The 24,571-nt window shown below is 52.9% G+C and carries 20 protein-coding genes; 4 read left to right on the top strand and 16 right to left on the bottom strand.

Annotated features, from left to right (window positions below; translation table 11 throughout):
* Positions 1–3: 3 nt before the first annotated feature.
* The 7 genes from JXQ78_RS16480 to JXQ78_RS16450 all read right to left on the bottom strand — a co-directional run bounded on the left by JXQ78_RS16480 (position 4) and on the right by JXQ78_RS16450 (position 9,264).
* Complete coding sequence (locus JXQ78_RS16480; RefSeq protein ID WP_330632928.1) at positions 4–1,950, bottom strand: AAA family ATPase; 1,947 nt, start codon at positions 1,948–1,950, stop codon at positions 4–6.
* The gene (locus tag JXQ78_RS16475) at positions 1,940–2,128 is read right to left on the bottom strand and encodes a CxC ATPase DNA modification system associated small protein (protein WP_330632927.1); all 189 of its coding nucleotides are present in this window, start codon (positions 2,126–2,128) and stop codon (positions 1,940–1,942) included. Before JXQ78_RS16475 ends, JXQ78_RS16480 begins: the two co-directional genes overlap by 11 nt.
* 1 nt (position 2,129) lies before the next feature.
* Positions 2,130–4,064 carry a DEAD/DEAH box helicase family protein gene (locus tag JXQ78_RS16470; RefSeq protein ID WP_330632926.1) on the bottom strand — a complete coding sequence of 645 codons (1,935 nt, stop codon included), beginning with the start codon at positions 4,062–4,064 and terminating at the stop codon, positions 2,130–2,132.
* Between the two features lie 312 nt (positions 4,065–4,376).
* Entirely contained in the window at positions 4,377–4,871 is a 495-nt protein-coding gene (locus JXQ78_RS16465; RefSeq protein ID WP_330632925.1) for a hypothetical protein, read from the bottom strand.
* A gap of 9 nt (positions 4,872–4,880) precedes the next feature.
* On the bottom strand, positions 4,881–6,836 hold the full coding sequence (locus JXQ78_RS16460) for an AAA family ATPase (RefSeq protein ID WP_330632924.1): 1,956 nt from the start codon (positions 6,834–6,836) through the stop codon (positions 4,881–4,883).
* 90 nt (positions 6,837–6,926) lie between these two features.
* Positions 6,927–7,127, bottom strand: a complete 201-nt coding sequence (locus JXQ78_RS16455) for a DNA modification system-associated small protein (RefSeq protein ID WP_330632923.1) — start codon at positions 7,125–7,127, stop codon at positions 6,927–6,929.
* Complete coding sequence (locus tag JXQ78_RS16450; RefSeq protein ID WP_330632922.1) at positions 7,117–9,264, bottom strand: DEAD/DEAH box helicase family protein; 2,148 nt, start codon at positions 9,262–9,264, stop codon at positions 7,117–7,119. The genes JXQ78_RS16455 and JXQ78_RS16450 overlap by 11 nt, the downstream gene beginning before the upstream one ends.
* Before the next feature lie 770 nt (positions 9,265–10,034).
* Between JXQ78_RS16450 and JXQ78_RS16445 the strand changes: the two genes are divergently transcribed.
* Positions 10,035–10,172, top strand: a complete 138-nt coding sequence (locus JXQ78_RS16445) for a hypothetical protein (protein ID WP_330632921.1) — start codon at positions 10,035–10,037, stop codon at positions 10,170–10,172.
* Between the two features lie 61 nt (positions 10,173–10,233).
* Here the strand turns inward: JXQ78_RS16445 and JXQ78_RS16440 are convergent, their stop codons facing one another.
* From JXQ78_RS16440 to JXQ78_RS16410, 7 genes are all read right to left on the bottom strand, one after another.
* A complete protein-coding gene (locus tag JXQ78_RS16440) occupies positions 10,234–11,082 on the bottom strand; it encodes a malectin domain-containing carbohydrate-binding protein (RefSeq protein ID WP_330632920.1) in 849 nt (282 codons plus the stop codon).
* Between the two features lie 98 nt (positions 11,083–11,180).
* Positions 11,181–11,921, bottom strand: a complete 741-nt coding sequence (locus tag JXQ78_RS16435) for a bifunctional helix-turn-helix transcriptional regulator/GNAT family N-acetyltransferase (RefSeq protein ID WP_330632919.1) — start codon at positions 11,919–11,921, stop codon at positions 11,181–11,183.
* Between the two features lie 55 nt (positions 11,922–11,976).
* Positions 11,977–14,616, bottom strand: coding sequence for a leucine--tRNA ligase (gene leuS, locus JXQ78_RS16430; protein ID WP_330632918.1), 2,640 nt, complete (start codon positions 14,614–14,616; stop codon positions 11,977–11,979).
* A 78-nt stretch (positions 14,617–14,694) separates the two neighbouring features.
* Positions 14,695–15,762, bottom strand: a complete 1,068-nt coding sequence (locus tag JXQ78_RS16425) for a hypothetical protein (RefSeq protein ID WP_330632917.1) — start codon at positions 15,760–15,762, stop codon at positions 14,695–14,697.
* Positions 15,763–15,799: 37 nt separating this feature from the next.
* Positions 15,800–18,274 carry an efflux RND transporter permease subunit gene (locus tag JXQ78_RS16420; RefSeq protein ID WP_330632916.1) on the bottom strand — a complete coding sequence of 825 codons (2,475 nt, stop codon included), beginning with the start codon at positions 18,272–18,274 and terminating at the stop codon, positions 15,800–15,802.
* Between the two features lie 134 nt (positions 18,275–18,408).
* Positions 18,409–18,684 carry a DUF7521 family protein gene (locus JXQ78_RS16415; RefSeq protein ID WP_330632915.1) on the bottom strand — a complete coding sequence of 92 codons (276 nt, stop codon included), beginning with the start codon at positions 18,682–18,684 and terminating at the stop codon, positions 18,409–18,411.
* Positions 18,684–19,130 (bottom strand): helix-turn-helix domain-containing protein, encoded by a 447-nt coding sequence (locus JXQ78_RS16410; RefSeq protein ID WP_330632914.1) that lies wholly within the window; start codon positions 19,128–19,130, stop codon positions 18,684–18,686. Before JXQ78_RS16410 ends, JXQ78_RS16415 begins: the two co-directional genes overlap by 1 nt.
* 156 nt (positions 19,131–19,286) lie before the next feature.
* Between JXQ78_RS16410 and fer the strand changes: the two genes are divergently transcribed.
* Positions 19,287–19,925, top strand: a complete 639-nt coding sequence (gene fer, locus JXQ78_RS16405) for a ferredoxin Fer (RefSeq protein WP_330632913.1) — start codon at positions 19,287–19,289, stop codon at positions 19,923–19,925.
* A 19-nt stretch (positions 19,926–19,944) separates the two neighbouring features.
* Here fer and JXQ78_RS16400 read toward each other — a convergent pair whose 3' ends face one another.
* Positions 19,945–20,580, bottom strand: a complete 636-nt coding sequence (locus JXQ78_RS16400) for a helix-turn-helix domain-containing protein (protein ID WP_330632912.1) — start codon at positions 20,578–20,580, stop codon at positions 19,945–19,947.
* A 102-nt stretch (positions 20,581–20,682) separates the two neighbouring features.
* On the opposite strand from JXQ78_RS16400, the gene JXQ78_RS16395 reads away from it, so the two are divergent.
* Positions 20,683–21,159, top strand: a complete 477-nt coding sequence (locus JXQ78_RS16395; RefSeq protein ID WP_330632911.1) for an SAM-dependent methyltransferase — start codon at positions 20,683–20,685, stop codon at positions 21,157–21,159.
* A 180-nt stretch (positions 21,160–21,339) separates the two neighbouring features.
* Positions 21,340–21,927, top strand: coding sequence for an NADPH-dependent FMN reductase (locus JXQ78_RS16390; RefSeq protein WP_330633558.1), 588 nt, complete (start codon positions 21,340–21,342; stop codon positions 21,925–21,927).
* 1,053 nt (positions 21,928–22,980) lie between these two features.
* On the opposite strand, the gene JXQ78_RS16385 is transcribed toward JXQ78_RS16390, so the two are convergent.
* Positions 22,981–24,477: an alpha-N-arabinofuranosidase gene (locus JXQ78_RS16385; RefSeq protein WP_330632910.1), complete on the bottom strand. Its 1,497-nt coding sequence runs from the start codon at positions 24,475–24,477 to the stop codon at positions 22,981–22,983.
* Between the last annotated feature and the right edge of the window lie 94 nt (positions 24,478–24,571).

Here is a 24,571-nt window from a genome sequence, read left to right as displayed (position 1 = left end):
TATTCAGGTTGCCTCTTGCATTTCTTCTTCGTCCACTTCGGATTGGAAGTCCATGAAGTAGTCCTTGTTCAGGCTTTTCTCGACCTGTCCCGATTTTTCGGTTTTATGGACGGTACAGTATTTGATGTCGCCGGAGTCCAGTCCGTCAACGAATCGTCCACGCTCTGGAGAGATCACAAAGATCACCAATTGATCGAACAGATTCGAGATGATCGGGGCGACTTCTGCCCGTTTTTCGTAATCGATGCTGACTGCTGGGCTGTCGATGATGAATGGGACGTCGATTGCAGAGTCTTCGAATAGCGTAGAGAGGTAGGCGTAGGCAATTGATAGTCTCTGCCCCTCGGAGACGTCCCCCTTCCCTTTGATCTTGATCGAGTTATCGATATCTTCAATTTGAACCTGTGACAGTCCGAGGATTCTCTGAAGTCGCTTGTTGGTCTTATCGATCTGGCTCTGTTTCAGGGTAGCCAAGTATCTGTCGATGAAGTCTTCGAAGATGTCTTCGAGGAGATTGGCTCTTTTCCCGAAGTTGACGGTGTTGCTGGCCTCTCGGACTTTTTGAGTTCGCTTATCCACCTCTTGTCGGCAGAGATGGATGTTGTTCTTCCAATCCAAGCCTAGTTCTTCCCGCTCGTTTTTATCAGTACTCGTCAATTCACGCCGTTCTTGCTTTTTCTGGTTTTTCTGCCGTTTCTCCTTTTGCTTTTCTTTAGTAATCTCTTGGAGGCATTTGTTCATGTCTGGGTCGTCAAGGTCGACTCTTGCTTTTTCCTGTTTCTTCTGCTCCAGCTTTTTTCGCTTGGCTTCTAATTCGTTGAACTTGCTTTCGCAATTCTCGAAGTTAGGAATTCCTCTCAGATCTTCTTTGAGAAGGTTGAGGACGCCGATATCCTCTTCGGAGAGATAGTGGTCTGCATTGTTCAGTATGGCTTCTGCGTGATCTTCGTCGATTTTCCGTCCACAAATACATTTCGGGCGTTTAGACAGTTCCGTGAAAAACTCCTGGGAAGTCGGCTTCGGCAGCTCCATGATATTCATGTTCTTCACGAGTTTCCCCATGTCGTCGTGGAAGTTTTCATGGAGTTGGCCGGGCTCCCGCATCCGTTTCAGGACTTCATCTGTCGAGTTCTTTATCTTAGAGCGTAGCTCGGTGATTTCACGTTCCAGCCGGTTATCCTTCTCTAGTTGCTCTTGGTTCTCGGCCAGTAATTCACTACGTTTAGTGCTCAGTGACTGGATAGTCTGTTCGTGCTCTTCTATCTCGGATTTAAGCGTTTTTTCTCTCCGCTTAAGCTCTTCAATCTTTTCTTGAGCGGTGTCCCGCCGTCCCTTAATATTCCGGTAACCAGGTTCGGTATCGACGCTTCCCTCGCTCTGTTTTTCCTCTACTTCTTGCTCGATCTTATTCTTCTTATCTTCCAGCCGGTTGAGGTGGTTGACGATCTTCAGGGCATTCTCCGCCTCGGCCTTCCCAGTCTGAAGGAAGTCCTGCGTGAGTTCGCCGTTGAAGACAAACAAGTTAGTGAAGGACTCATTAATCACTGTACGCAACTTATTCGGCGGGGAGTGGCCTAGCATGTTCCCACCGCCAACCTCGCTGGGGCGAATTGTCCGGTACCGGTGATCATAGGTTTCGTAGTCGAGTTCGAGGCGGAAAGTGAATTGGTTCCCGTTGGATTTGAAGTCCGCTTCAAACCAGCCTTCTATCGCATCGTACCCTTCTGGTTCAAGATTATTGACTGTGAGCTTGCTTTCCTCACTCTCATCCAGATTCTTGCCTATGAGCACCGTCCGTATCAGGTCCATTGTGGTTGTTTTCCCGGTACCATTCGGCATCTGGATCAGTGAGATGTGATGAGTATCTCCGTCGTCTCTAATCAGACTAATTTCCAGATCTTTGAACTCCCGGATGTTCTTGTACCGTATACCTGTAATTCTAAGATTCATCGAGTTTCTCTTCTTCTGCGAGCTCAATTGAATTGATAAGTCTCTGTAGGTCACTTCCACCAAAATTGTTGTTGACAGTGTTTTCGTAGAACGCTAAAAATCGCCTCTCGACGTCGTCTGACTGTTCGTGTTCTTCCATTACTTCTTTCATTATTTTTTCAACATCTTGTTTTGACATATTAATTCTCCTTCTTGGTCACCTTACTGAGATCTGTTAGCCAGTCGTACCGAATCTTGTCTGGAGGGATATCGACTTCATCGTTTTCTGGTTCTCCTTCGATATCACTTCTGACAACAAAGTCAACTATATTAGCTGTTTTCCCAGGGTTATCAGGATTGGTTCTGAGTGCTCTGCCAATTCGCTGGATGGTAGTTCCTTTGGAGCGGTTTGATGTAAATAATATGATGTTTTCCACTGACTTAATATCGATACCTTCAGAGATTGCCTTGCTGCTCACGAGGGTTGAGATGTCTCCATTTGAGAAGGCGTTAAGGGTTTCCTCAGGATCTTCTCCGTAGTACGTCCTGTAGCTCTTGGTGTAGTTGTGGATGATTTTTTGGACCTTGTATCCGTATTTCTTCGTCTCAACGAAGATGAGACAGTCCTTAAGGATGTCAGGGTTGTTCTTGAGATGCTCTCTGAAGACCGGAAGCTTCGCCTCCGAAGTTTTCCGGACCTTGGCCAGCATAATGTACAGTTGGCTTTTGAGAGTACACGGGTTGTTTTCTTTCATCCCTTTGAATGTCCCGAACGCTGCTTTCTGTTCCTCTTTATCCTCCTCTGAGAGTTCGTAAAACAGTGGAGTATAGTCTGTTTCACAGAGGATACCTCTCTTAATTGCGTCTTCAGCAGAGAATTCGTATACTACGGGGCCAACTTCGTCTCGGAGGAAGTCATTTCGATCCGAGTCGTAGGGGTCAAAGGGTGTGGCGCTTAGTCCAAGACGGTGTTTGAAAATATTCAGCCCTCCAGTGAGGTTTGCTTGTCTTGTGTCGCTGCCCATATTGTGGACTTCATCAGCTATAAGAAGACTTCGTGGCAGTTTGTTGTTAATGTCTCCGTTGATGGCTTCGTGGAGATTGTCGTAGGAGATTATTAGTGTCTCCAGCTTGTCTCTGTTCTTAGTCAGGAATTTCCCTAGGTCATGATTTCCTCCATATTCTTGGTAAATCCACATTTCGTCGGCACTGAAGTTCTTAGTGAGGGTATTGTGCCATTGATCTAAGAGATCGTTTCCTTGAGTGGCGACAACAATGTTCTCTACGGCGTCTTGTCTGAGAAGTCGGTTCAGGATCTTAAGGGAAGTTCGGGTTTTCCCAGTTCCTGTTGCCATGTTGAGAATACCGTGACCATTCTCCAGAAATTTGTTCATCGCAATCTCTTGGTGCCTCCACCGGTAGGCACTGGTCAGCTTTTTTGACTCTGAAGGTTCGTTATACGGTCGGTCGTCTTCCCGTAGCTCTGCGATATTGAGGGCGAGACTGTCTGGCAGTGAGATACTGTGTATTCCTTGTTTGGCGTTATCCCAGATGCTATCGAACCTTTTTTCGTGCTTTTCTAGCTTTCTTAATTCTCGATCAGAGGCCCAAGAAATAAAGACAGTATAAGATTCGTAGTTTGAAAATCCTTTGCTGCTGTCGTTTTGTGACCCGTGGAAGGCGATTTTATCGTTGTTGGTATCCCGTATAATTCCCCATTTGTCGTGGAAGTCACCGGACAGGTTCTCACCGGTAATGGCGATTTTAATATCGAGGAGGCCATCAGCAATCATCCACGCGATAGTGTTCCTAGTCTCCTTCTCGAGCCCTTCTTCGATGTTAGGGACCATGGTGCTTAGCCGATCGTAGAGTTCTTGACTCCGTTTGGCTTCTTCTCCTTTCTGAAGTGTCTTCCAGTCGTCCTCCTCCAGTATAGGACTGATAATCCACTTCGCGGTGCCTTCGTTCTCCGCTAGTCCTTTCAGACCCTTGGAGGCGAACTTAAACCAGTTGCTGGTGAAGTAGCCGACTCCTCTCTTATACTCAACAGCAACGTTCAGAGCGGGATTATAAAATTCGTCAGCAAAGTCTACATCGGAGGTTTCGATGACTCCTGGAAGATCTAACTCTTTCAAACCTTTGTTAGAGCCTAACATCTAGAAATATGCATTACATACTTACTATTTCAACTCTTCGATATCATATGGGATAATAATTAATATATAACCTTCAACAGTAGTTCTTACAATATAAATATATGAATAATATATTGATAAGATATCTGTAACGTACTTACGGAGATCAAGGGCAAGAAGACGTAACACCGATTGTATGGCGGCAATCAACTATCTCAAAGAAGATAGCGTGACGATAGCAGAAGCTGCTAAGCGGACTTAAATTCAAGCAGGTATTTCCTCATACAGTCAATAGCTACCACAACTCGTAGATTATTCTGGATGAAGTATTCGTTCGTCCCCGGGTGGCCCCCCGAGAGCGTCTTCGATTCGATCTGGCCATTTCTCTTCGTGTTCTTTTACAAACCCTATGAGATCGAAATTGCCTTGGATATCGACTTGCTTGTCGACGTAGTCGGTCCCGGCATCAGCGTGCTCGAGCATCCGTGTCCAAGCCTTCGTTTCAAGTTTCTTTTCATCGATGTCTTCATCGACTTCTCCGGACTGAACTAACTCGGCTTTAACGAGCGAATAGATGAACTCAATCGCTGACTGATGCTCATCCCTCGTAATATCTCCGACCTTGATGAACGTCTGGCTGTAACTATTCCCTTTCTCTTTCTTATAGGTCTCCTCCCGGAGGAACCCGATCGCTGCACCGAGCGTAAAGAGTTCGTATCGGTGCTGGAATGGATAGTCATCGCTGTTATCGACGATGGCTTTGTACAGGTCGAGTCGAGTGCTTTTGATTGATTTTGAGAGTGCCATTTGTTATTCCTACATTAGAGTTGTCTGCCTTTGACCAGGAGAGATTAGTGCTGCTTCAGGTTCGTCTTCCTTCTGCTCGATTTCTAGATGTTTGGATGCATACTCCGACAGGTACTCTATATCCTCCTTTTCTAGCTCCCGTGGATGATACAGGATAATCACCTGTTCACTGAATTCAGGATAATACTTGATCAGATTGTCTTTATGTTCTTTGTCAAGTCTACTGAGTGGGGTATCAATCACGACCGGAGCCTTACGAGCAGTATAGTTGTTCAATCCGGCAATGAACGAATACGCAATAATCTGAGTGGCGCCTGCGCTCGGTGCCTGCTCTTGAACATCTCGTGTTGCTGTGTCGGTCTTCACCTGCAGCTTATATTCCGAAGTGATATTGATCCCATCGTAGACATCCGATTTATTCGTGAGTTCTCTAAACGTCTTTGAGGTATGGTTCTCCACCGCCGTCTGACGACTCTCTACGAACTCTTCCTTGAGATCCTGCATTGCTTCTTTGGATCTGGCGGTCAGGTCACGAAGTTTCCGGAAATATTTTTCATCTTCTGATGCCCCGCCTAAGCTGTCGATCCGACGTTCCTTTTGCTCTTCCTCACCCTCCACCTTTCCAATCTTCTGATTAATATCTTCAATCTCACTCTTCAATTCTTCAATCTGTTCGTTGGTTTGTTCTTTCTGTTTTTTCAATTGTTTGTGATCGTCCTCTGTGGCCTCATCAATCTCTTGTTCCAGATCATCTCGTGTACTGCGGAGCGTACGCAAATCCCGTTCTAATTCGTAGATCCGTCGTTGAACTAGTGTAAACTCTTCTTTCTTCTGTTCACTACCCAACTCTAACTTCGACGCTTTATCTCTCGCTTTGATCGTCCGTTTACGTCCATCGGATGCCAACTCTTCAAGTTGGTCTCTGAGACTCTCTTTATCATCTTTGTCTAAGGAATCTCCACAGATGCAAGTCCCAGATTCAAGAATATGCTTGATCACTTCTTCGCCGCCATCGATTGAATCGAAATCATAGCATTGTTCGACGTGAGATGTGCCCACAGCAGTGATCAGTGGTCCTGCAAGCCGCAAGAGGTCTTGACGACGATCAATCTTCGTATCAAGCTCAGATTCTTTGTTGTTGATCTCATTTTCTGTATCATCTAGCTTCGATTGTTTTTCCGCAATCTCTTTGATATTTCCTAAATCTTCTTCAATCCCACTTAACCTCTTTTCTGCCTGATCACGGTCGTTTTTGAGGCGTTTCTTCTCACTCTCTAAGTGTTCTTTGCGGAATAAGATCTCTTCCAGATCTTGCTTTATTTGTGAATACTCATCAACATTTGACTGAGCTGTTAGGAATTTCTTATTATACTGCTTTTGCCGTTCCCTTAGGTCTTCAATTGCATTTTGGATTTCCTCGATTCCGAGAACAGTTTCAATTGCTTGCTTGACCTCCTCGGTGTGCTTCATATACTTTTGCAGATCATCTTCAGCATCAAAAAAGAAGAATTTCGAAGCTTTCTCCGGTAGAATTGGATTGATGACTTCGTTGTATTCATGTGGCAAATCACTCTTACCAACCTCCTGATTACCGTTCTTTTCTACGGTAACGTAGCTGTTGTTCGGACTTCGCTCATCCGGATCGTCAACCTGATCAAAAGTGATCACCCGTTTGATCTCGTAAACATCATCCTCATGCAGGAATTCAACAGCGACACTTGTTTCGTCTAACCCATCCTCCGCAGCTTTTCGATTAATTGCCTGCCGTTGTTGCTCGTTGACTTCTGTTCTTGTTCCTTCAAAACCGTAGAGGCAAAACTTTAGACCAGAGTAGAACGCGCTCTTCCCTCTGTCATTTTGGCCTTCGATGAGGACTAGCGGCTTGTCATCATCTGTTTTGAGATCGACAGCAACCTCGCTATGATAGGGCTTATAGTTATTGAATGTAACTGAGGCTATCTTCATTTGATGCCACTTGCTTGATCAAGTGTAATAAGCATTTATCCTTTTAGTTTCTATCACAGGTATAGTGATAGAGATATTCACATCAAATACTTATTGCTCTCTATTTTCAGCATAGTCTTCAATGATGTCTTTCACTCTTTCGCGAATCCCATGCCGATTTTCCATGTTCACCACTTTCTCCTCCTCAGCAAAAAGATCATGAAGAAGTCCTTTCGGGACGTCGTGTTTCTCCGCTTGTTTCTCAATCAATTCATCAATATCGTCGTGGGAGTCTGTCGTTTCAGTACTCATTGATGTATGCCAGGTGCCCAAAGCCGTATGGCTCTAAGTTGGTACGCAGCTTTTGTTCGACTTGATGATGGTTCTCGGCAGACCGAATTAATACTTTTGCTCTTCTCAACTCCTGTTCAATAACCTTCCGAGCAGTTGTTCCACGTTGCTCAGCTGTCAATCCAGGGAGAGTGATCATATCATAGATTGCTGCTTTATCTTTCGCTTCAGTCTTTCGTAGCACTCGCCCGCGACGCTGAACGAATTGACGTTTATTTGTCGAACTTGCTATTAGAACGCAGGTCGGACAGTTAGGTACGTCCACTCCCTCATCCAGACAATTAATTGCCAATAGGTAATCAATAAATCCTTTTTCGAATTTGTAAAACGCTTTCTCCTGTTCCTCATTCGCCATCTCAGAAACGTATACAGCAAATGCTTTCTCCTCGCTTTTGAGGTGGTATTTTACTGCATCCACCTGTTCGTTGTCCTCACAGAAAATAATCACAGGTGTCGGATGGCTGCTCTGAAGGAAATCCCTGAATCGGTCTGGCTTTGAGCGTGCTTTTTTCTTGATTTTCGCTCGTTGTCGTAGCAATATTTCGTGTTCTTCTTCGAGATCTGGAGTTGGAGCATCTTTATCGTTTAGTTGACCGCTAACTTTCCCGATTCGCTTCGTATAGTCTATGAAGTCTTCGTACTCCTCTGGATCAAGTTCACAGATGATTGGATGGTACTCATACCGAGTCAGGTATCCGTTATCGATCGCATCTTGGGTTTTAAATCCGAATTCGTAGTTGCCAAAGTAGTCTCGGATCACTTGAGTGCCTTTTTCATCCCATTGTCGGTCTGGCGTGGCGGATAAGCCGATTCGGCGGCCAGCATCAATGTTGAACAGACGTTGGTATGTCGGTGCCCCGTAGTTATGTACTTCGTCAGCGATGAGCTGCAACCGCTCTGGGGGGGTAAACTTCATGTATCGTTGAAAGGCGTCACCAGAGGCTGTCTGGATCGTTGTGAGAATCACGTGTTTCGGTGTATTGTCGATCAGCTCCTCATTATCGATCCGGTATGGGTTAACGATCTGGGTAATCCTTTCTCGCCAGTTCGTCTCGCCCCGGCACTGCAGGATACTGGCTTCGTCTCCGAATACAGCCCGTATCTCATCTGCCCATTGCCCAAGCAAGGGTGACTGAGGAACTACGATCAATGTTAGCCGGCTATCTGCCTGTAACTGGGCTGCTCGAAGTGCTGTATATGTTTTCCCAGTCCCTGTCGCCATCGCGAAAATTCCATTATATTTGTTATCAATCCACCAGTTGATCGCTTCGGTCTGGTGCTCCCAAAGGTCACGGTTTTTGTCCCTTTTACCCCCTGCACTAGAATCTTCCCGATAGAACATATCTAAAGCCGGTTTCCCATCAACAGTCCCTGGACTGTGTTTCTTCAGTCCCTCCTTGATAGCTTCAGGTAATTTCTTGATAACGATATTCGGATCCTTATCTTCCCAGAGTTTGTCGAATTCCTGCTGCTTGTCTTGGACTCGAATGTCGTCTACATCTCGCCAACTGCAGAAGACATCGAATGACTCGTAGTTGTCTGTCCACGCCAGCTCTGTCTCGTTGATTGATCCAGAGAACGCAACCTGATTTCCATGCGTGTCAGTGAAGATTCCTTTCTTTTCATGATAATGACCAAATGGATTTACAATTTCATCTTGTCGTATAAATGCTACGCGGATCTCAAGTAAGCCTTCTTTCACCATCCACGCAAGGCACCTGAACCGATCATGTCTCAGATAATCCGAAAACTGGTCAGCGGTCAGTCCACGGTGAAGGGACTCCTCTACGATCTCATCATCTGTTATCACCCCGTTTTCAAGAGCTTGGATATCGTCTTTGGTAAGCCGCGGACTTACCACCATCCGCATTTTCCCACCGCTCACGATCAGCTGGGATATACCGCGAGCAGCGTTCATTAATGACTTGCTATCAAAATAGCCTGCAGCCCGGTCATATCGCTTCGTCTGCTGCAGACAGGGGACGTAGAATTCTTCTAGGAGATCATTCTTCCCTGTTCGATAACTCCGATCAAGTGGAAGGCTTTGCAGCCCCCCACGGCTACTTGTTTTCGTATCTGCCTCCCTTGTGTCTTCCATCTATTCTCTAACCAATTTATACGACACAATCGGCTTATTTTTTATCTTTCTCAGCCAATTCACAGTTGCGATCATATGGTTAGCTATAAGGCCAATCTCTTTGGCTATGTTGTCTTTTTAGAAACTGAACAGGATGTCCGGTCGAAATCACGGCTTGCCACTCGGGCCTAAAGACACAATTGAAACTATCGAATGAGTCCAGCGTGACAACTCAAAGAAGTTTCAAACACCCACGAACGATGGCACTCTACCGTCGCAATGCGGACAGAGTTTCCCACTGGTCGGAGAATGTGCTGATGGAGCCAAGTAAACTCAGAAGCATTGGTTTTGTGGCTGTGATCGTCATGATTGAATGTGCTTTTCTAATATTCAATCGTCAGTGGTGGCAACAGATGTGGGGGCTGTCATCACTGGACGACCCAGCGCGTGAGAGCTGATTACAGCGGTGGTCCCGGGAAGTACTACGACATGACAATGGTGTTCTTGATCGGAGTGATCACCGTTGGTGTTAGGAAATACGTAGAATCGATTTCTTTGGGATTACGAGTCATCAAGATATTGACGAAGTTGCTCCATCTTTTCGCGCTCCGTCTGCCGATCGTAGTGTTTGTCGATCATCCTCTGGCTCATGTTCGGTCAATCACTGACAACCCTCTCTGGTATATCACTATGAAGACAATGAGTGATGCTACCTCGACAAATCGCGTGCGGACTCACACTCGACGGCCAGATCGGGATGGCTCTCGATCAGTGATGACTACGAAATCCTCGTGAAAGACGCATCTGATCGAGAGGGGTACGACGAATTCCACCACCTGGCTGGCACCACGATAACTCTTCCAGAGAACGACGATGCACTACCGCATCCGATCTTTCTCGAAAAACATCGAGCGCGCAACGGATTCTGATCACGTCCCCACTATCACCGCACCGCCACCCACACAGTTCACACTGTCTGGACAGTGTGACTCAGCCTTGCTGTTCGCCTTTATCAACGATTTCGATCGCTGAGACTGTCGGATTCTCTTGCTCGCGTGGGAAGTCGATCGTCAACCGATCGTCGTCCGGCGAGATTTCGACCGTTTTCACGGTCCCCACGTCGTGGCCAGCATCCTTGAGGAGTTCGAGGTCGTTCACTACCGTATCGCCTTCAACCCGGATGTCGAAGACCCGTGGGCCGCCGTCACTGTTTGCCCGTTCGTCCTCGCGGGGGGGCTCACCGTTGACGAAAAACGGCTCCATCGTGTAGACGCGAACCTCGTAGGTGTGTGATGGATTTACGGGGAACTCGTAGGCCATCGTCTCGCTGCTAGAAAACAGCCCGCCACCGTCATCGAATCGGTAGGTGGTGAACAGCTCTTTGGGCGTAGACGCTCCTATCGATGGCCCGAGTGTCACCGAGTCGGGCGTCGAATATGCGACGGTGTCCGACGCTTGTGCATTCAGATACGGCGAGGGAGCCTCACCAGTGTCTGCCTGCCAGTCCGGCCCCGAATCTGACGCGGCGATCCGTTCGCCACCGACGTTGATTCGATAGGCAGTCTGCTCTGTGGGTGTCGGTGTTGGCGTCGGTGTGGGAGTCGGCGTCGGGGTCTGGGTCGCCGTCTCCGTTTGGTTGTCGATCACGGTCGGTGTGTCGCCTGTTTGGCCGCCTGGAAGACCGCTCCCGAGAAACATCACGGCGATAGCGCCGACCAGAAAGAGTCCACCGAATCCGAACAGCAGATACTGCTGCCAGTTGCGGGACCCCTCATCAAACTCTCCCGATCGTTTGTTTGGTCCCTGCGATCGGCGATTGGGTGGTCTTGAACGAGGCACGGATATCGATTCACTATTACCGACACGAACAATTAATCCTCACGCTTTTCGTTTCCGTGACATCTGCCCACATCCAACGTACACCAATTGAAACGCTCTCAGTCGGTATCGAGTGTGCGGGCCATCATGAGTTCGGCCGTGTAGCTCCCCTCGATCTGGTAGTGGTCTTTCCGAATCGCCTCTGTTTCGAAGCCATGGTCTTCGAGAAAGCGGGCGGCATTCTGATTCGTTGCGGGAATGGAGTTGTACACACGCTTATAATCATGCGACCGTGCCCATTCGAGCCCGCGATGGAGCAGGTGACTGCCCATACCATGTCGACGATACGTGGGCAACACGCCGACGGTCAGTTTTGCCGCGTGACTGAGCTTTTCGAGCTGTGGCGCTTCGATGTGGGCCCAGCCAACGACATCATCGTTCACGGTCGCGACGAAGAACATCCGTCGTTCTACGTCGTTGTTACGAAGCAACACTCCTTCGAAATTGATCTGTTCGGCGACGCTTTCTGCGACCAGATACGTTTTCTCGGCGGTAATCGCCCGAATTGTGCCGACGATTCCCGTCAGATCCGACTGTCTGGCCGGTCGAACGACGAACGTCAGATCGCTCGAAACGTACTCTTCTGCAGTACCGGCCTCAAGGACTACCTGAAATTCGCCACCGTGCTCTTCGACGTAGCCATCGCGTTTTAGTATCGCGATCTCGTGAGTCATCGTCTCTGGGTCGACGCCAACCGCTTCGGCGAGATCGGGCGGTGCCACGGAGCCGTGTCGTTCGATGTAGTCGTATAGCTCCTCGTGGATGGAGCGATCGAACGATGGTACCTGGCCGTGTGTCATGCTCGTACCCCGTCTTCGGCCGTGGCGTACTTACTGATACTGGCTGCGCTTGCAATCACTCGGTGATATCGATCGCGACGCGTCCGGGTTGTGCCGGCGTTCGCTCGTCATCTTCGGCCGGCCGGATCTCGACTGGCGCACCGAACTCATCTTCGAGCAGCCACGCCGCTCGTTCGAGTGCCGCTCGTTCGCGATCGGGATGGAGCTGGTGCTCGGTAGCGCCACCAGCAATCTCCTTTGCGAATGAGGCGGCTTGCTCACCTCGCTCGCGGAGCTGTTCGTCTGCCATTACCGTCCCAACCACGTTTCCGTCGGCTCCAGCGGCGAGCTGGTAGGCATGGTGTTTCCATTCGGGGGCAACGGTCAGCGTGATTTCCCGGGGATCGTCGATCCCCGCGGTGTCGATGATGTCGCGAACGTCAGCGCGGGTGTTCTCGATCAGCCGCTCTTCGAGATGGTAGGTCTCCTCGACACTGCCAGCCGGCCACTCTGCCGTTGCAAGCAGCCCGTCCGTATCGAGTCGCTCCCAGATCGCTTCGGTAACGTGCGGTGCGACCGGTGAGAGCATGGTAACAGCGGCCTCGATGCCGTCGGCAAGCGTTGCTGGATCCGCACCGTCGTACTCGAGATACCGTCCGAGTAACCCGATGAGCTCACGGAGCTCGCTCAGTGCGCGATTGAACGTGAACGCCTCGTATGATTCCGTCACTGTCTCGACCGTCCGGTCGATCTCCGCGGTGACGTACGCCGTTGCGTCTGCGTCGACCGTCGCGGGGTCCTCCAGTGTGCGAATGCGTTCGGCAAGCGAGTAGACACGCTGGAGAAAGCCCGACGCGGCTGCGACGCCGTCTGGACTCCACTCGAAATCCCGTTCGGGAAGCGCTGCTTCCATGGTGAACAGGCGTGCGGTGTCGGCACCGTACTCCTCGACGATCCGCTGTGGTGAAACGCCATTCCCTCTTGATTTTGACATCTTTGCACCATCTTCACCCAGCACCATTCCCTGCGTGGTCAGTTTCGTGAATGGCTCTCTGACTCCCTCGAGCAGTTCCAGATCGCTGAGCACCTTCGTGAAAAACCGGGCGTACAGCAGGTGCATGACGGCGTGCTCACTCCCACCAACGTAGCGATCGACCGGCAGCCAATCGCTCGCCTGCTCTGTGTCGAACGGAGCCGATTCGAGCTCTGGAGAGATGAATCTGAGGAAATACCACGAGGAGTCGACGAACGTGTCCATCGTGTCGGTCTCCCGTAAGGCAGCTGATCCACAGGACGGGCAGCTGACCTGCTTCCAGTCAGTGGCGGCATCCAGTGGGTTGCCGGTCGTGTTGATGAACTCGGGGAGCTCGACCGGCAGATCGTCCGCGGGTACCGGCTGATAGCCACAGTCATCGCAGTGGATCATCGGAATTGGCGTCCCCCAGTAGCGCTGTCTGGAAATGCCCCAATCGCGCAGCCGATAGGTGGTCTCGGTCTCGGCCTCGAACACGGAAAGAAATCGCTCGCGTGCCGTTTCACTCGTGAGTCCATCGAATTCGGCGCTGTTGATCAGGATGCCGTCTTCGGTGAACGCCTCGGTGTCGGTGTCGACCGATCGGTCGTCCGCCGGTTCGACGACCTGTCTGATGGGGATGTCGTGTTCGGTGGCAAACGCATGATCACGGTCATCGTGTGCTGGCACACCGAACAGCGCACCCGTTCCAACGTCGTCGAGCACGTAGTCGGCGACGTACACGGGAATTTCCTCGCCGGTCGCCGGATTCGTGGTGGTGACACCCGTATCGACGCCAGACTCCTGTGGCGGCTGCTCAACGGACTCAACGTAGTCGAGATACTCCTGGACTGCCTCGTTGCGCGCTCCAAGTCGTTCGCTCAACGGATGGCCCGGTGAAAGCGCAAGGAACGTTGCCCCATATATCGTGTCGAGTCGGGTCGTGAACACGTCTACGGACCCATTAAGTGCTGGAATCTCGAACGACAGTCCGTAGCCCGCTTGCCGACCGATCCAATTGCGCTGCATCTCTTTGACGTTTTCTGGCCACCCATCGAGCGTGTCGATTGCCTCGAGCAGCTCGTCGGCGTACTCGGTGATGGTGAAAAACCACTGATCCATCTCTCGCGACTCAATCGGCGTTCCACACCGCCAGCAGCGCTCTTCGTCGCCCTCGACCTGCTCGTCGGCCAGGACTGTTTCACAGGAGGGACACCAGTTCAGCTCGGTTTCCTGGCGTTCAAGCAGTCCGGTCTCGTAGAACTGGGTGAATAGCCACTGGTTCCACTGGTAGTATTCGGGCTCACACGTGGTTATCTCTCGGTCCCAATCGTAGCCAAATCCCATGGCTCGCATCTGTTCGGCCATGGTTTCGATACACTCGAGCGTGTAATCGCGGGGATTCGTGTCCTGTTTTTTGGCTGCGTTTTCTGCGGGAAGCCCAAACGCATCCCAGCCGATCGGATGGAGCACCGACGCCCCGCGCAGTCGCTCGAATCGCGCGTACGCATCCGTGAGCGTGTAGTTGCGGACGTGTCCCATATGAAGCGTCCCCGACGTGTATGGAAACATAGAGAGTACATACGTCGGATCGGTCGTCTCATCATCAATACGGAACACATCTGCGTCTGCCCACTGTTGTTGGGCACGGCGTTCGATCGCCGCGTGATCGAACCGTTCAGGCGGATCGGTCTGGGTGTTCATGGATATGGATAGGAACCGTTTCACCTCTATACCTTTCTCTCCTGCGGAACGCGGCCGGTATTCACACTGAGTGACGCGTTAGGGCGTCTGTTCGTCAACAGAGTAGTACCAGTCCTGATCGATAAACTGCTCGGCGATCTGAAGTGCCCCCCGTGCAGCCGCCGTTTCTGGCGTTTCGGGAGCGATGACGTCGATGTCGTGCTGGAGTTTCTTTCCGAGTCTGCGCTCGAACGCCTCGACGAGGTCAGGAATCGAGGCCATCCCGCCGTTGAGTACGATCGGTTCCTCGAGCGAGTGTTTATAAATTTTCATGTGGTCGTTTGCCAGCTGTGGGAGAAATTCGTCTGCGATCGTTTCGACGGCTTTATCGACGTATCGATTGATTCCGTCGACGACCGAACGGTTGATGGTGAACTCGTGAGTGCCTCCGCCGGGCTGTTGTATTACGTCAGTAAACGGTTCGAAATCGTCGAGTGCTCCGTGATTTTCTTTGTACTCTCTCGCCGTCGATTCGTCGACGTTGACTCGTCCCTGGGTTTCTTCTTCGATGTTGTTGGCGATCCACCGGTCGACTTCGTTGCCGGCGATTGAGCCTGTGGTGAATCGTACCAGCTGCTCGCCTCGCTGGTACGCACACGCTCCAATGTTGGTCGATCCGAGATTGATCGAAATGAACACTCGCCCGATCGCAGCGAGCTGGCGGCCAAACGCCGGAATCGATCCACAGAGCGATTCAGGATAGCCCCGGATCAGCCGATCTCCGACTGGCGTCGATTCGATGACGTTTCCGAGGTTATCGATGCCGGCTTCGTTGTTGACGGCCGGAATCGCGTAGACAACGACGCTGTTGGCCGGCAGATCGTTGGCTGTAACGATGCGCTCGAAAAACCGGGCGGTCTCTTTTGTCCGCCGTTCGTCCTCTGGGAGCCCCGTTCTGAGCATGAATTCGACGCGTTCGGGGTATTCGTCGACGGCTTGCTGACCGAAAATGGCGTGTTGTTCGCCCGAAAGCACGTCCTCATACTCGGCGAGACAGGTGAGTGTTGTGTCGGTGTCGATCGATCGCCCGTCCGGTGTGGCGACGACGGTCCGGGTCGATCCGATCTTGATCCCGACCGGCGTTGGATCGCTCGACGAGTGTGCCATATCGTTTGGCTAGAGGGTGCCGTCGTAATAACTACCATCACTCGTCTTTGGGTGTGCGCCAGGCAAACAGCGCTGGCAACACCGTCACGCAGGCGACAAACGAAAATCCGATCGAGAGTGCCGTCACCAGTCCGAACCGCCTGAGTGGCGGTGAAAGCGAAAGTGCGAGCACGCCAAATCCAGCGGCAGTGGTGAGTGCGCTGCCGAAAAGCGCACCTCCTGTGCCCGTCAGTCCGGCCGTGATCCATGCCTGCGTTGAGTCGTGTCGCGGCCGCTCTTCGAGGAAGCGTTCGGTCAGGTGAACGCTGTAGTCCACGCCGAGACCGATCGCCAGGCTCGTGATGACGACCGTTTCGCTGTTGAATGGCACGTCTAGCACCGCCATTGTTCCGAGTAGCCAGGCGAGTGCGAGCACAACTGGCACCAGCATGATGATTCCAAGCGACGGTCGCCGGTGGCGTATCCACGCGAGTCCAGCGAGAACGAGCAGGATTACGCCCACCGTGATCGCGAACCCTTCGACCATTGTGGTGAACAGGGCAGTCTGGACGACTGCGGTGACGACCGGCTCTCCGGTGGCAATCACCGAAACGCTCGCGTCAGCTTCGATGTCGTCGGCGACTGCCCGTGTGTCTGTGGCCACTGCACTCGCTGGTTCGTCGGATTCGACCGGTAACAGGACCCGAGCGCTCTCATAGGTGCCGTTCTCGTGGTAGAGCACGGTCTGTGCTTCTTCGGGGGCCACATCCATCACCGCATCGTACACCGGCTCGAGATCTCGGTCTGGGAGTCCGTCACCATCGGTGTCCCGTTCGGCGACGAGCGTGGCCACGGTCTCGTTACGAGCACTCACCGATCGGATCAGTGCTGGTGGACTCTGAATCGATCCTGCTGTTGGTCCGGTTACGATCGTTGAATCGCCATCGTCAACCACAGCAGTCGTGGCACGATCGACCGCTGCGAGCGTTTCCGTGTCCGTGACCGATCCGCGGACGAGTAGCTGTGCCTGTTGGTCCTGGCGGGTGAACGTGTCGCTCACGTAGCTGAATTCCTTGGCGATCGTGTACTCGTCAGGAGCAAACGGTGCGGGCAGTTCGTCCATCCATTCCGGTGCATCCTGTGGGAGGAAATCGGCCTGGTTGAACGACGTATCGATACTCGTTGCGCTGTACGCACCGACGCCGGCGAACACCACCGCGAAGAGCAAAATGACTACCGGCAGCCGACTCGTCAGGCTCGCAGTTCCAGTGAGTGCGGACTGAATTGGCCCTGTGGTGCGCCCAACGGCCGCCGTCGATCGCTCCCGGCCGAGTCGTCTGAGTCCCCGTTCGAGCAGGAGCTTCAGCGCCGGCACGAACAGGATGAACACGAACACCAGGCTCAGGATACCCGCTGTCGAAAGCAATGCGAACTCACGAATTGACCTGATTGAACTGCTGTAGTTGGCGAAAAAGCCGATTGCCGTTGTGAACCCGGCGACGAGCAGTGCAGCCCCGACCGAGCCAAGCGCACGGTTCATTGTGTCGCGCGGAATTCGCTCGCCACCATCGCTGGCCTGTCGGTATCGCATTATGATGTGGAGCGAGTAGTCGATGCTGAGCCCGACGAGAAGGAACGGAACGGCGATCAGCATCGAACTATCACCGATCCCGAACCAGCCCCTGATGCCAGCAAGCCACACCATCACGACGGCGACACCACTCAGGCTCACGAGCACATCGACCACGTCACGGTAGGCGATTGCCAGCGCGATCACCACCAACAACAGTGCGATTGGCGTGATAACGATGAAGCTGTCGCCGATGGCACTCGAGTTCGCCGCATCGATCCGACCGCTTCCGAAGACGAACCCATCATCCAGTTGGTCGCTCGCGAAGTCGTTCATCACGAGTTGGGCAGGGGCGGTTGCCGTGGATGCGTTCTGCGTAACAATTGTAACGCGCGCGTGTGCGGTGGCCGTTCCCGGCTCGTAATCCGCCGGCAGAAACGCCGTCGGGTCTCGCTCGCCGGTGTGTGTCCCATCGAGTAGTTGGCCGACGATTTGATCGATTTCGGCGGGCGAACTCGATTTGAGTGCCCCGATCTGCTCATCGATCGTGAGCGAGGTGGTGGTTTCTTCCGGATTCTGTTCTGCGTACGCCATTCGGGCGACCACATTCTCGAATCCGAACGCCCCACGGTCATCGAGCGTCTTTGCGACCGTTTCGTTCGATTCGAACGAGCGTTGTAATCGGAGGCTCTCCAGTAACGATTCTTTCCCAAGCACGTTCTCATCGGGGGATCTGACGACGACCTGTGCGACCGTCGTGTTATCAGTTCCATACGTTGCTTCGATCGTCTCGAGTGCGTCCTGTTCGGGCGACGATTGACTTTCAATCATCGCATTTGAACTGGCCCCCTCCGATTGTGTTACTCCCGCACCGACGGCGGCCGTCAGAATCAGCACGCCAATGAGAACGAGTCCCGGATGGTCGAGGAGTGTGCCGAGCAGTCGACTACTTGGGATTTTCATCGAACGGTACCTCCCGAATACCACTGCGTCTGTCGCATTGAGATGTAGTATCAGCTTGCCGTATTAGATGCGCTGGAAGATTCCCAGCTCCTGGGAGTAGCATACAACCGAGAGTGTGGTCGCCAGCTTGAGATTTAGTACTGATATAAACCGGCGATCATCACGACGAAGCCAATCGAGAGAATGAGACTCTCGATCACCATTCCGAGACGCACAGATACACCCAGCAAGTGGTGGAAGATACCGACGAGAACGGTACCAGCGGTGATGATCGAAAGCCCAAGTGCGAAATACTTCAATCCGGAGAGTCCAGTGCGGCGGTAGGCACGGTAGGCGAGCAGCGCTACGACGCTTCCCAACACCAGCGCCAGTAGTTTTGCGAACACCAGCGCGAGCGTGAGTGGATCCATCATGATTCGTCTTGCATTGCCTGGAAAAACGTGGCCATCCGATCGGTGGCGTCCGCATCTCGCCGGTCGATCGCCAGCTCGATGCCGTTCTCGCCAAATCGCAGGGAAATTCGTTCGATATCACGCTCGTACCGGCTCGCATTGGGACCGGACCGGCGGATTTCTGTGTACTCGCACACGAGTCCGGCTTCACTGAGCCGATCGAGCTTCCGATAGACGGTAGAACTCGAAAGCTCGGTCGCTTCGATCAACTCCGAGGCCGTCAGCGGCTCGTCGAGACACTCGAGCAGCGTTCGACAGTGAGCATCCTCCAGGGCAGAAAGGACGTCGGAGAGCTTGGCCTGTTCTGGAGTGGCTTCCGTCAGACGGTGGTCTCTGCTGGTTGTGTCGTCCGCCGTAGCAGTGCCCGAAAGCAATCGATCCCAGCCGTTCGTGTGTTCTTCCATCCTCGAAACCGTTATTCTCAGTTCGGTGCTCTCGAGTAAAGGGATTCCGACAGCATTCAACGGCTGAGAATCATGGGCGTATGATAGCTATTCACGTGGATGGCTTGCGAATGCTGGGAAGCCAGATTTATACCCCGCCCAGCCGTCAGGTAACGTGTGGAATCTTCGTTCGATGTTCTCGGGATCGACCCGGATGCGGACGACACAACAATAGAGCGTGCGTATCGGGATCGAATCATGGAAGCCCATCCCGATCAGGGGGGGTCTGTAGAGGCGTTTCAGCGGGTCCGTCGCGCGTACGAACGAATTCGCAACGGCGAGACTAAACCGCCCGCAATCGGAGAGCCATCGGATCCAAACCAGCGTCATCCACCCTCTCGTGTGGAGTATCTGAACTACGAGGTGCTCGACGATTTTGGCTGGTCGATTGAGGATGACGATCTATTCCGAAAAGCGCACCGTGCGGATCTCCCGGCCGAAGATTTCGGCCGATTTCTGGTTCGTCCGCACGAAAGTTTGCTCGAGGCGGCAGAAAATCGTGGCTTTGCCTGGCCGTTCGCCTGTCGTGGTGGGGCGTGTGCAAACTGTGCGGTGGCAGTTCTCTCGGGCGAACTCAAGATGCCCGTGAACACAATTCTACCGAGTGAAATGTACGAGCGAAATATCCGCCTTTCGTGCAACGGCATGCCGTTGACCGAGTCGATGCAGGTAGTGTACAATCTGAAACACCTCCCAGAACTCGACGAACTACAGCTACCGCCACGCCCCTTCGAACAGGCGTGCATGACCGATTGAATCGGTTGGGACCGACTCGTTAGGGCGCAGGCGCATCCAGAAACGCTTTGATGATACGCCCTTCAGCTCGGTGGAGTATCCCGCTCGCTGCCGATTTATTGATGTCGAACGCTGCTGCCAGATCGGTCAGCGTACAGTCGCGAGGACTGTCATAGTAGCCCCGCTCAACTGCTTCGGTGATGATTTCCAGTTGGCGATCTGTTAGCATCGCTGTCGAATCGTGTGATTGGGAGAGCCGGTCGATCTGAAACGGAATACCGGCCGCCTCGAGCTCGCTAGTGTATTGAGAGAGTTGCTCGTGCGTGCCCGTCAGTTCGGTGTGCAGCCACCCATCCTGCAGCCGTGCCGGAAAATCGGGCGGCATTTCGGACGCGTGATTCGCCTGATACCCGGCGGGAATCGGGGTTGTTGCTCGCACCAGAACGGATTGATCGTCGATAGAGAGCACGTCAGTAGATCGAACGTCTGGGGCGTCTTCGAAGCGGCGAATGACCGTGTCAGCTGCTGGTCCACGGAGCTCCATCACCGTGAGCAATCCAACGTCAGCTGGATGACTCGATAGCAAACAGATTTCGGTATTCGGAACGTCGGTCGAGAGCGTGGCCAACCAATCGTCGGTTGCTCCTGTATTGAGCGAGAGTCGAACGAGAGGCATGCGATTGGTCGATTCGTAGGTGGGACACACACGAAAAGATGATGGCAGCGTATTTTTCACAAATAATATCTAATACACTCTCAACTAGTACTACGAAATCAGATGGACTCAACGATTCCCAATGGGGCAATTGAACCAATCGGTGTTGTCAGCTCCCCCAGAAAGAAACGACGGGATGATGAGTGGGGAACGGTCGAATCAACAATCACGCTCGACGCCGAGCAATTCGATCCGGTTGCCCTGAATGGGCTTTCTACGTTCTCTCACGCCGAAGTTATCTTTTTTATGGACCGCGTTCGTGAGGAGGAGATCGAGTGGAAAGCACGACACCCGCGAAACAATTCGGACTGGCCGTCAGTTGGCATTTTCGCACAGCGCGCAAAAAGCCGCCCCAACCGCATCGGGCTGTCACGGTGTCAGATCACGAGCGTAGACGGCCTGACGGTGTCCATAACGGGGCTGGACGCCATCGATGGAACGCCGATCCTCGGACTGAAACCATATATGAACGAGTTCGGTCCGAACGGACCGGTGAGACAGCCAGCATGGGCTGATGAGTTGATGGCCAACTACTACTGAGTGTCTCGTGGGCCCACTCGCTGCTGACATTATATAAATACCTGAACGTGTTCACGAGTGGAGCCGTTGTGTCGACCACCGTTCTCAGCGTATGGCACCGAACCAGGATGTGACCGATGCAGAACAGAAGATCGAATGGAATCGGGTTTTGCTTACCAGAGGTCGATCACCGTGACAGATCTGGCTCGTCCGCACGTCGTGGCTCTCTGTGGAAGTCTTCGTGCCGGGAGCTATACGAAAATGGCACTCCAACACGTGCTTGAGGCCGCAAAAGCTGCTGGTGCGACGACGGACTGCATCGACCTCCGGACGCTTGAGTTGCCGGTGTTCGATGCTGATTCACAGGACGCAGGTGATGCAGACCGTCTTCGACAGCGGGTGGATGCTGCAGATGCGATCATCCTTGGCACCCCCGTGTATCACGGTTCGTACGCATCACCGCTCAAGACTGCGATCGACTACTGTGGATTCGACGAGTTCGAGGGAAAAACGGTGGGATTGCTCGCGGTTTCGGGTGGGCCGAGTTCATACCCAGATACATTGGCACAGCTTCGGCTCGTCGCCCAATCGCTTCACGCGTGGGTTCTCCCACAGCAGGTCGGCATCGGGGCTGCAAGTGAAGTGTTCGACGAAACGGGCGCGTTCACCGAACCGAACCACGATCTCGCCCGGCGAACGAGAACGCTCGGTTCGGAAATCGTCTCGTATGCACATATTGTTCCAATAGAAGAGGATGCGCACGTCGTAGCTGTTCGTGGCGATGCGTAGAGACAGATTCCAGCCCCGAGGTGTGATGTCCCGACGGACTGTGTAAAAGACGCGCTCTCGAGGATGACGCCGTGAGCGTTCGGTGGGGCTCTCGCGCTCGTCGGCCTCATCCACACGGAGCGCAAATCGATCCCTCGATCAGTAACGAGTAACTGCTATCCCCGTCCAGATTCACACTGGATCCGGTCTTGCCACACGTCCGTGCGCCACAACCGAATCCTCGCGAGCACCGCCTTTTCCTGAATCGGTGAATTGCCAGTTCAACAGGGAATTTGCCAGCTACGCGTTCACTGGGTGGTGCCCGGAGGAGCCAATATGTCGAACGACGAACGACCCATCGTGAGCCATCCACAGAGAGAAGCGGCTCGGCCATCGCACACGCCGAATTCGTGCACCCACAACGGATACGGCGCGATTGGATAGTGAAGGCATGCGGTTGCACACGTGGGTGAGTGGGCTCCGAGACGTGTTTTGGTATAATCGGAGCTGTGAGATCCATCTGGATGTCATTGATGAAAACGTCCGTTCGGAGATTTCAAAAATATTTTTGATAGCAAAACCTCTATTAAAGTATAATATCTCGGTACAACATAGTTCTTTCGCATTCTTGCCTGTCACGCTCCATTCGAAGCGCGTCCGTGATCGATGGCTCAGTGACGCCACATAGATTCTGTGCCGTCCACAATCGGTCTACTCCGTCGAAACTGTTAGCCGCTGGCTGATCAGGCGTCCGCACTGGAGTTACACGTGTACACCTGTAATGGGAAGGGTGTTTTCCGTCACGCTTCCGTGTAGTGAAACTCACCAATGATGTAAGCATCCATTATGCCTGTGGCGTCGTTCCACGATGGAGAATGTAGATACTGACCCTGTCGACACTCTCTCCGATTCGTGATCGTCGCGCTCGGGGAATGCTCGCTCACGGAGGGCGAGCGCTCCAAATTCAATAATCAGGGAATTCGGTACAGAACGGAGTGAATGAGGGTTTCCGACGGTGAAATTGACCAGTACGTGGCTATCTGCCAACGGTACTGACGTCCGATCGAACCGGTATTACCGGACTGCGATCCCGGCGACACTCAGTGGCGGGAGTTCCACCGACAGGGTGTGGTCGGCAACAGTCATACAGTCGAGCGTTGTCGCTTCGAAGTCGTCCTCGTTCGAGGCATTGACGACCGTATCAGCAGACTGATCGCCGAACAGTAGCGATCCCGAAACGTCGTTCGTAGTCACCTCTCCCGTCAGGGTGACATCGACGGCGTGTGCGGAGGCATGATCCAGATTCGTGAGCGTGAGATACGTCTCCTCGTCGGCGACCGATGCCGAGCCACCAACCAGTGGGAGCTCATCATCATCCACAGCCCGTGTCGGTGTCGCAATGGAGGTTTCCACGGCGGTGTTTCCTTTGTGTGGCGCGTACAGATCGAACACCCGGTAGGTTGGTCGTGCCCAGGCATTCTCCCCCTCGGTCTCGACGAGACAGTGGAGCACGTTGACCGTCTGTGCGATGTTGGACATCGTCATCACATCGCTGTGGTGGTTGAAAATATCGAGAACCGCCGCCGCAGAGACGCCATCGATCACGGTCCCTGGCTGTTCGAGTCCGCTCTCGGCGACTGCCTCTGGGTGCCAGGCACCCCATTCGTCGATGATCACACCGATATCGCGGGTGGTGGCAACGGCGTTGATCGCGGCCCCAATCCGTTCGATGTGCGATTCGATCTCGAGCGCTTCACAGAGAAACGTGTCGTACGCGTCCGTGTCTGCCTCCTCGATCGTGATCGTTCGGCCGTAGTAGTGATGGAGCGTTAAATGATCCAACGGGAACTCGACGCCCCAGGCGTTCGTCCCGATCTCTTCCATGAATCTTCGATTCCATTCGTGACCCTCAAAGCCACAGGCAATGAGTTCGAGGTCGTGATCGAGCAGCAGTTTGTCCATCGACCCGACGTACGTCGCAAATTTCCGGTACTCACGGGCGTACTGTTCTGGAGTCATCTGTCCACCACAGCCCCAGTTCTCGTTGCCAATTCCCCAGTATTTGACCCCATAGGGCTCTGGATGGCCGTTCTCACGACGTCGGTCGGCGAGTTCGGTCTCGCCATCGTAGTTGCAGTATTCAACCCAGTCCGTGGCTTGTTGGGGATCCCCCGACCCAACGTTGACCGCGAGATACGGTTCGGTTCCGATTTGCTCGCACAACTGGAGAAACTCGTCCGTGCCAAAGCTGTTGGGCTCTTCGGGAAGTTCCTCGCGACCCTGTGCCCAGAAGAGATTCCGCCGCCCTGGTCGGTCTTCCTGTGGCCCGATGCCGTCTTCCCAGTGGTAATCGTCGGCGAAACAGCCTCCCGGCCAGCGCAACACCGGGATATCGAGGGCCGACAGCAACGATGCTACATCCGATCTAACGCCCGTCTTGGTCGACGAGGGATCGTGATAGAGCCCATCGTACACACACCGGCCGAGATGCTCCGAGAAATGACCGTGAAGTTCGGGTGCAATCCGATCGATGCGTGCCTCTGGATGGACCGTAATCTGAACATCCGACATGCAGTCTCGGTGTGGCGGTTGGTGTGGCATAAATCAACTGGTTGAGGCAACTCGGTCACCGATTGAGTGAGGGCGTTTCGAATTCATATGTATG

It is taken from the genome of Halocatena halophila, from assembly GCA_027563145.1.
Classification (GTDB): Archaea; Halobacteriota; Halobacteria; order Halobacteriales; family Haloarculaceae; genus Halocatena; species Halocatena halophila.
This window is presented reverse-complemented; position numbering and strand designations above follow the sequence as displayed.

Excerpts from the sequence above, each read along its gene's own strand:
- JXQ78_RS16480 (WP_330632928.1), bottom strand. The coding sequence starts at position 1,950 with ATGAATCTTAGAATTACAGGTATACGGTACAAGAACATCCGGGAGTTC.
- JXQ78_RS16475 (WP_330632927.1), bottom strand. The coding sequence starts at position 2,128 with ATGTCAAAACAAGATGTTGAAAAAATAATGAAAGAAGTAATGGAAGAA.
- JXQ78_RS16465 (WP_330632925.1), bottom strand. The coding sequence starts at position 4,871 with ATGGCACTCTCAAAATCAATCAAAAGCACTCGACTCGACCTGTACAAA.
- JXQ78_RS16460 (WP_330632924.1), bottom strand. The coding sequence starts at position 6,836 with ATGAAGATAGCCTCAGTTACATTCAATAACTATAAGCCCTATCATAGC.
- JXQ78_RS16455 (WP_330632923.1), bottom strand. The coding sequence starts at position 7,127 with ATGAGTACTGAAACGACAGACTCCCACGACGATATTGATGAATTGATT.
- JXQ78_RS16450 (WP_330632922.1), bottom strand. The coding sequence starts at position 9,264 with ATGGAAGACACAAGGGAGGCAGATACGAAAACAAGTAGCCGTGGGGGG.
- JXQ78_RS16435 (WP_330632919.1), bottom strand. The coding sequence starts at position 11,921 with ATGACACACGGCCAGGTACCATCGTTCGATCGCTCCATCCACGAGGAG.
- leuS (WP_330632918.1), bottom strand. The coding sequence starts at position 14,616 with ATGAACACCCAGACCGATCCGCCTGAACGGTTCGATCACGCGGCGATC.
- JXQ78_RS16425 (WP_330632917.1), bottom strand. The coding sequence starts at position 15,762 with ATGGCACACTCGTCGAGCGATCCAACGCCGGTCGGGATCAAGATCGGA.
- JXQ78_RS16420 (WP_330632916.1), bottom strand. The coding sequence starts at position 18,274 with ATGAAAATCCCAAGTAGTCGACTGCTCGGCACACTCCTCGACCATCCG.
- JXQ78_RS16415 (WP_330632915.1), bottom strand. The coding sequence starts at position 18,684 with ATGGATCCACTCACGCTCGCGCTGGTGTTCGCAAAACTACTGGCGCTG.
- JXQ78_RS16410 (WP_330632914.1), bottom strand. The coding sequence starts at position 19,130 with ATGGAAGAACACACGAACGGCTGGGATCGATTGCTTTCGGGCACTGCT.
- JXQ78_RS16400 (WP_330632912.1), bottom strand. The coding sequence starts at position 20,580 with ATGCCTCTCGTTCGACTCTCGCTCAATACAGGAGCAACCGACGATTGG.
- JXQ78_RS16395 (WP_330632911.1), top strand. The coding sequence starts at position 20,683 with ATGGACTCAACGATTCCCAATGGGGCAATTGAACCAATCGGTGTTGTC.
- JXQ78_RS16385 (WP_330632910.1), bottom strand. The coding sequence starts at position 24,477 with ATGTCGGATGTTCAGATTACGGTCCATCCAGAGGCACGCATCGATCGG.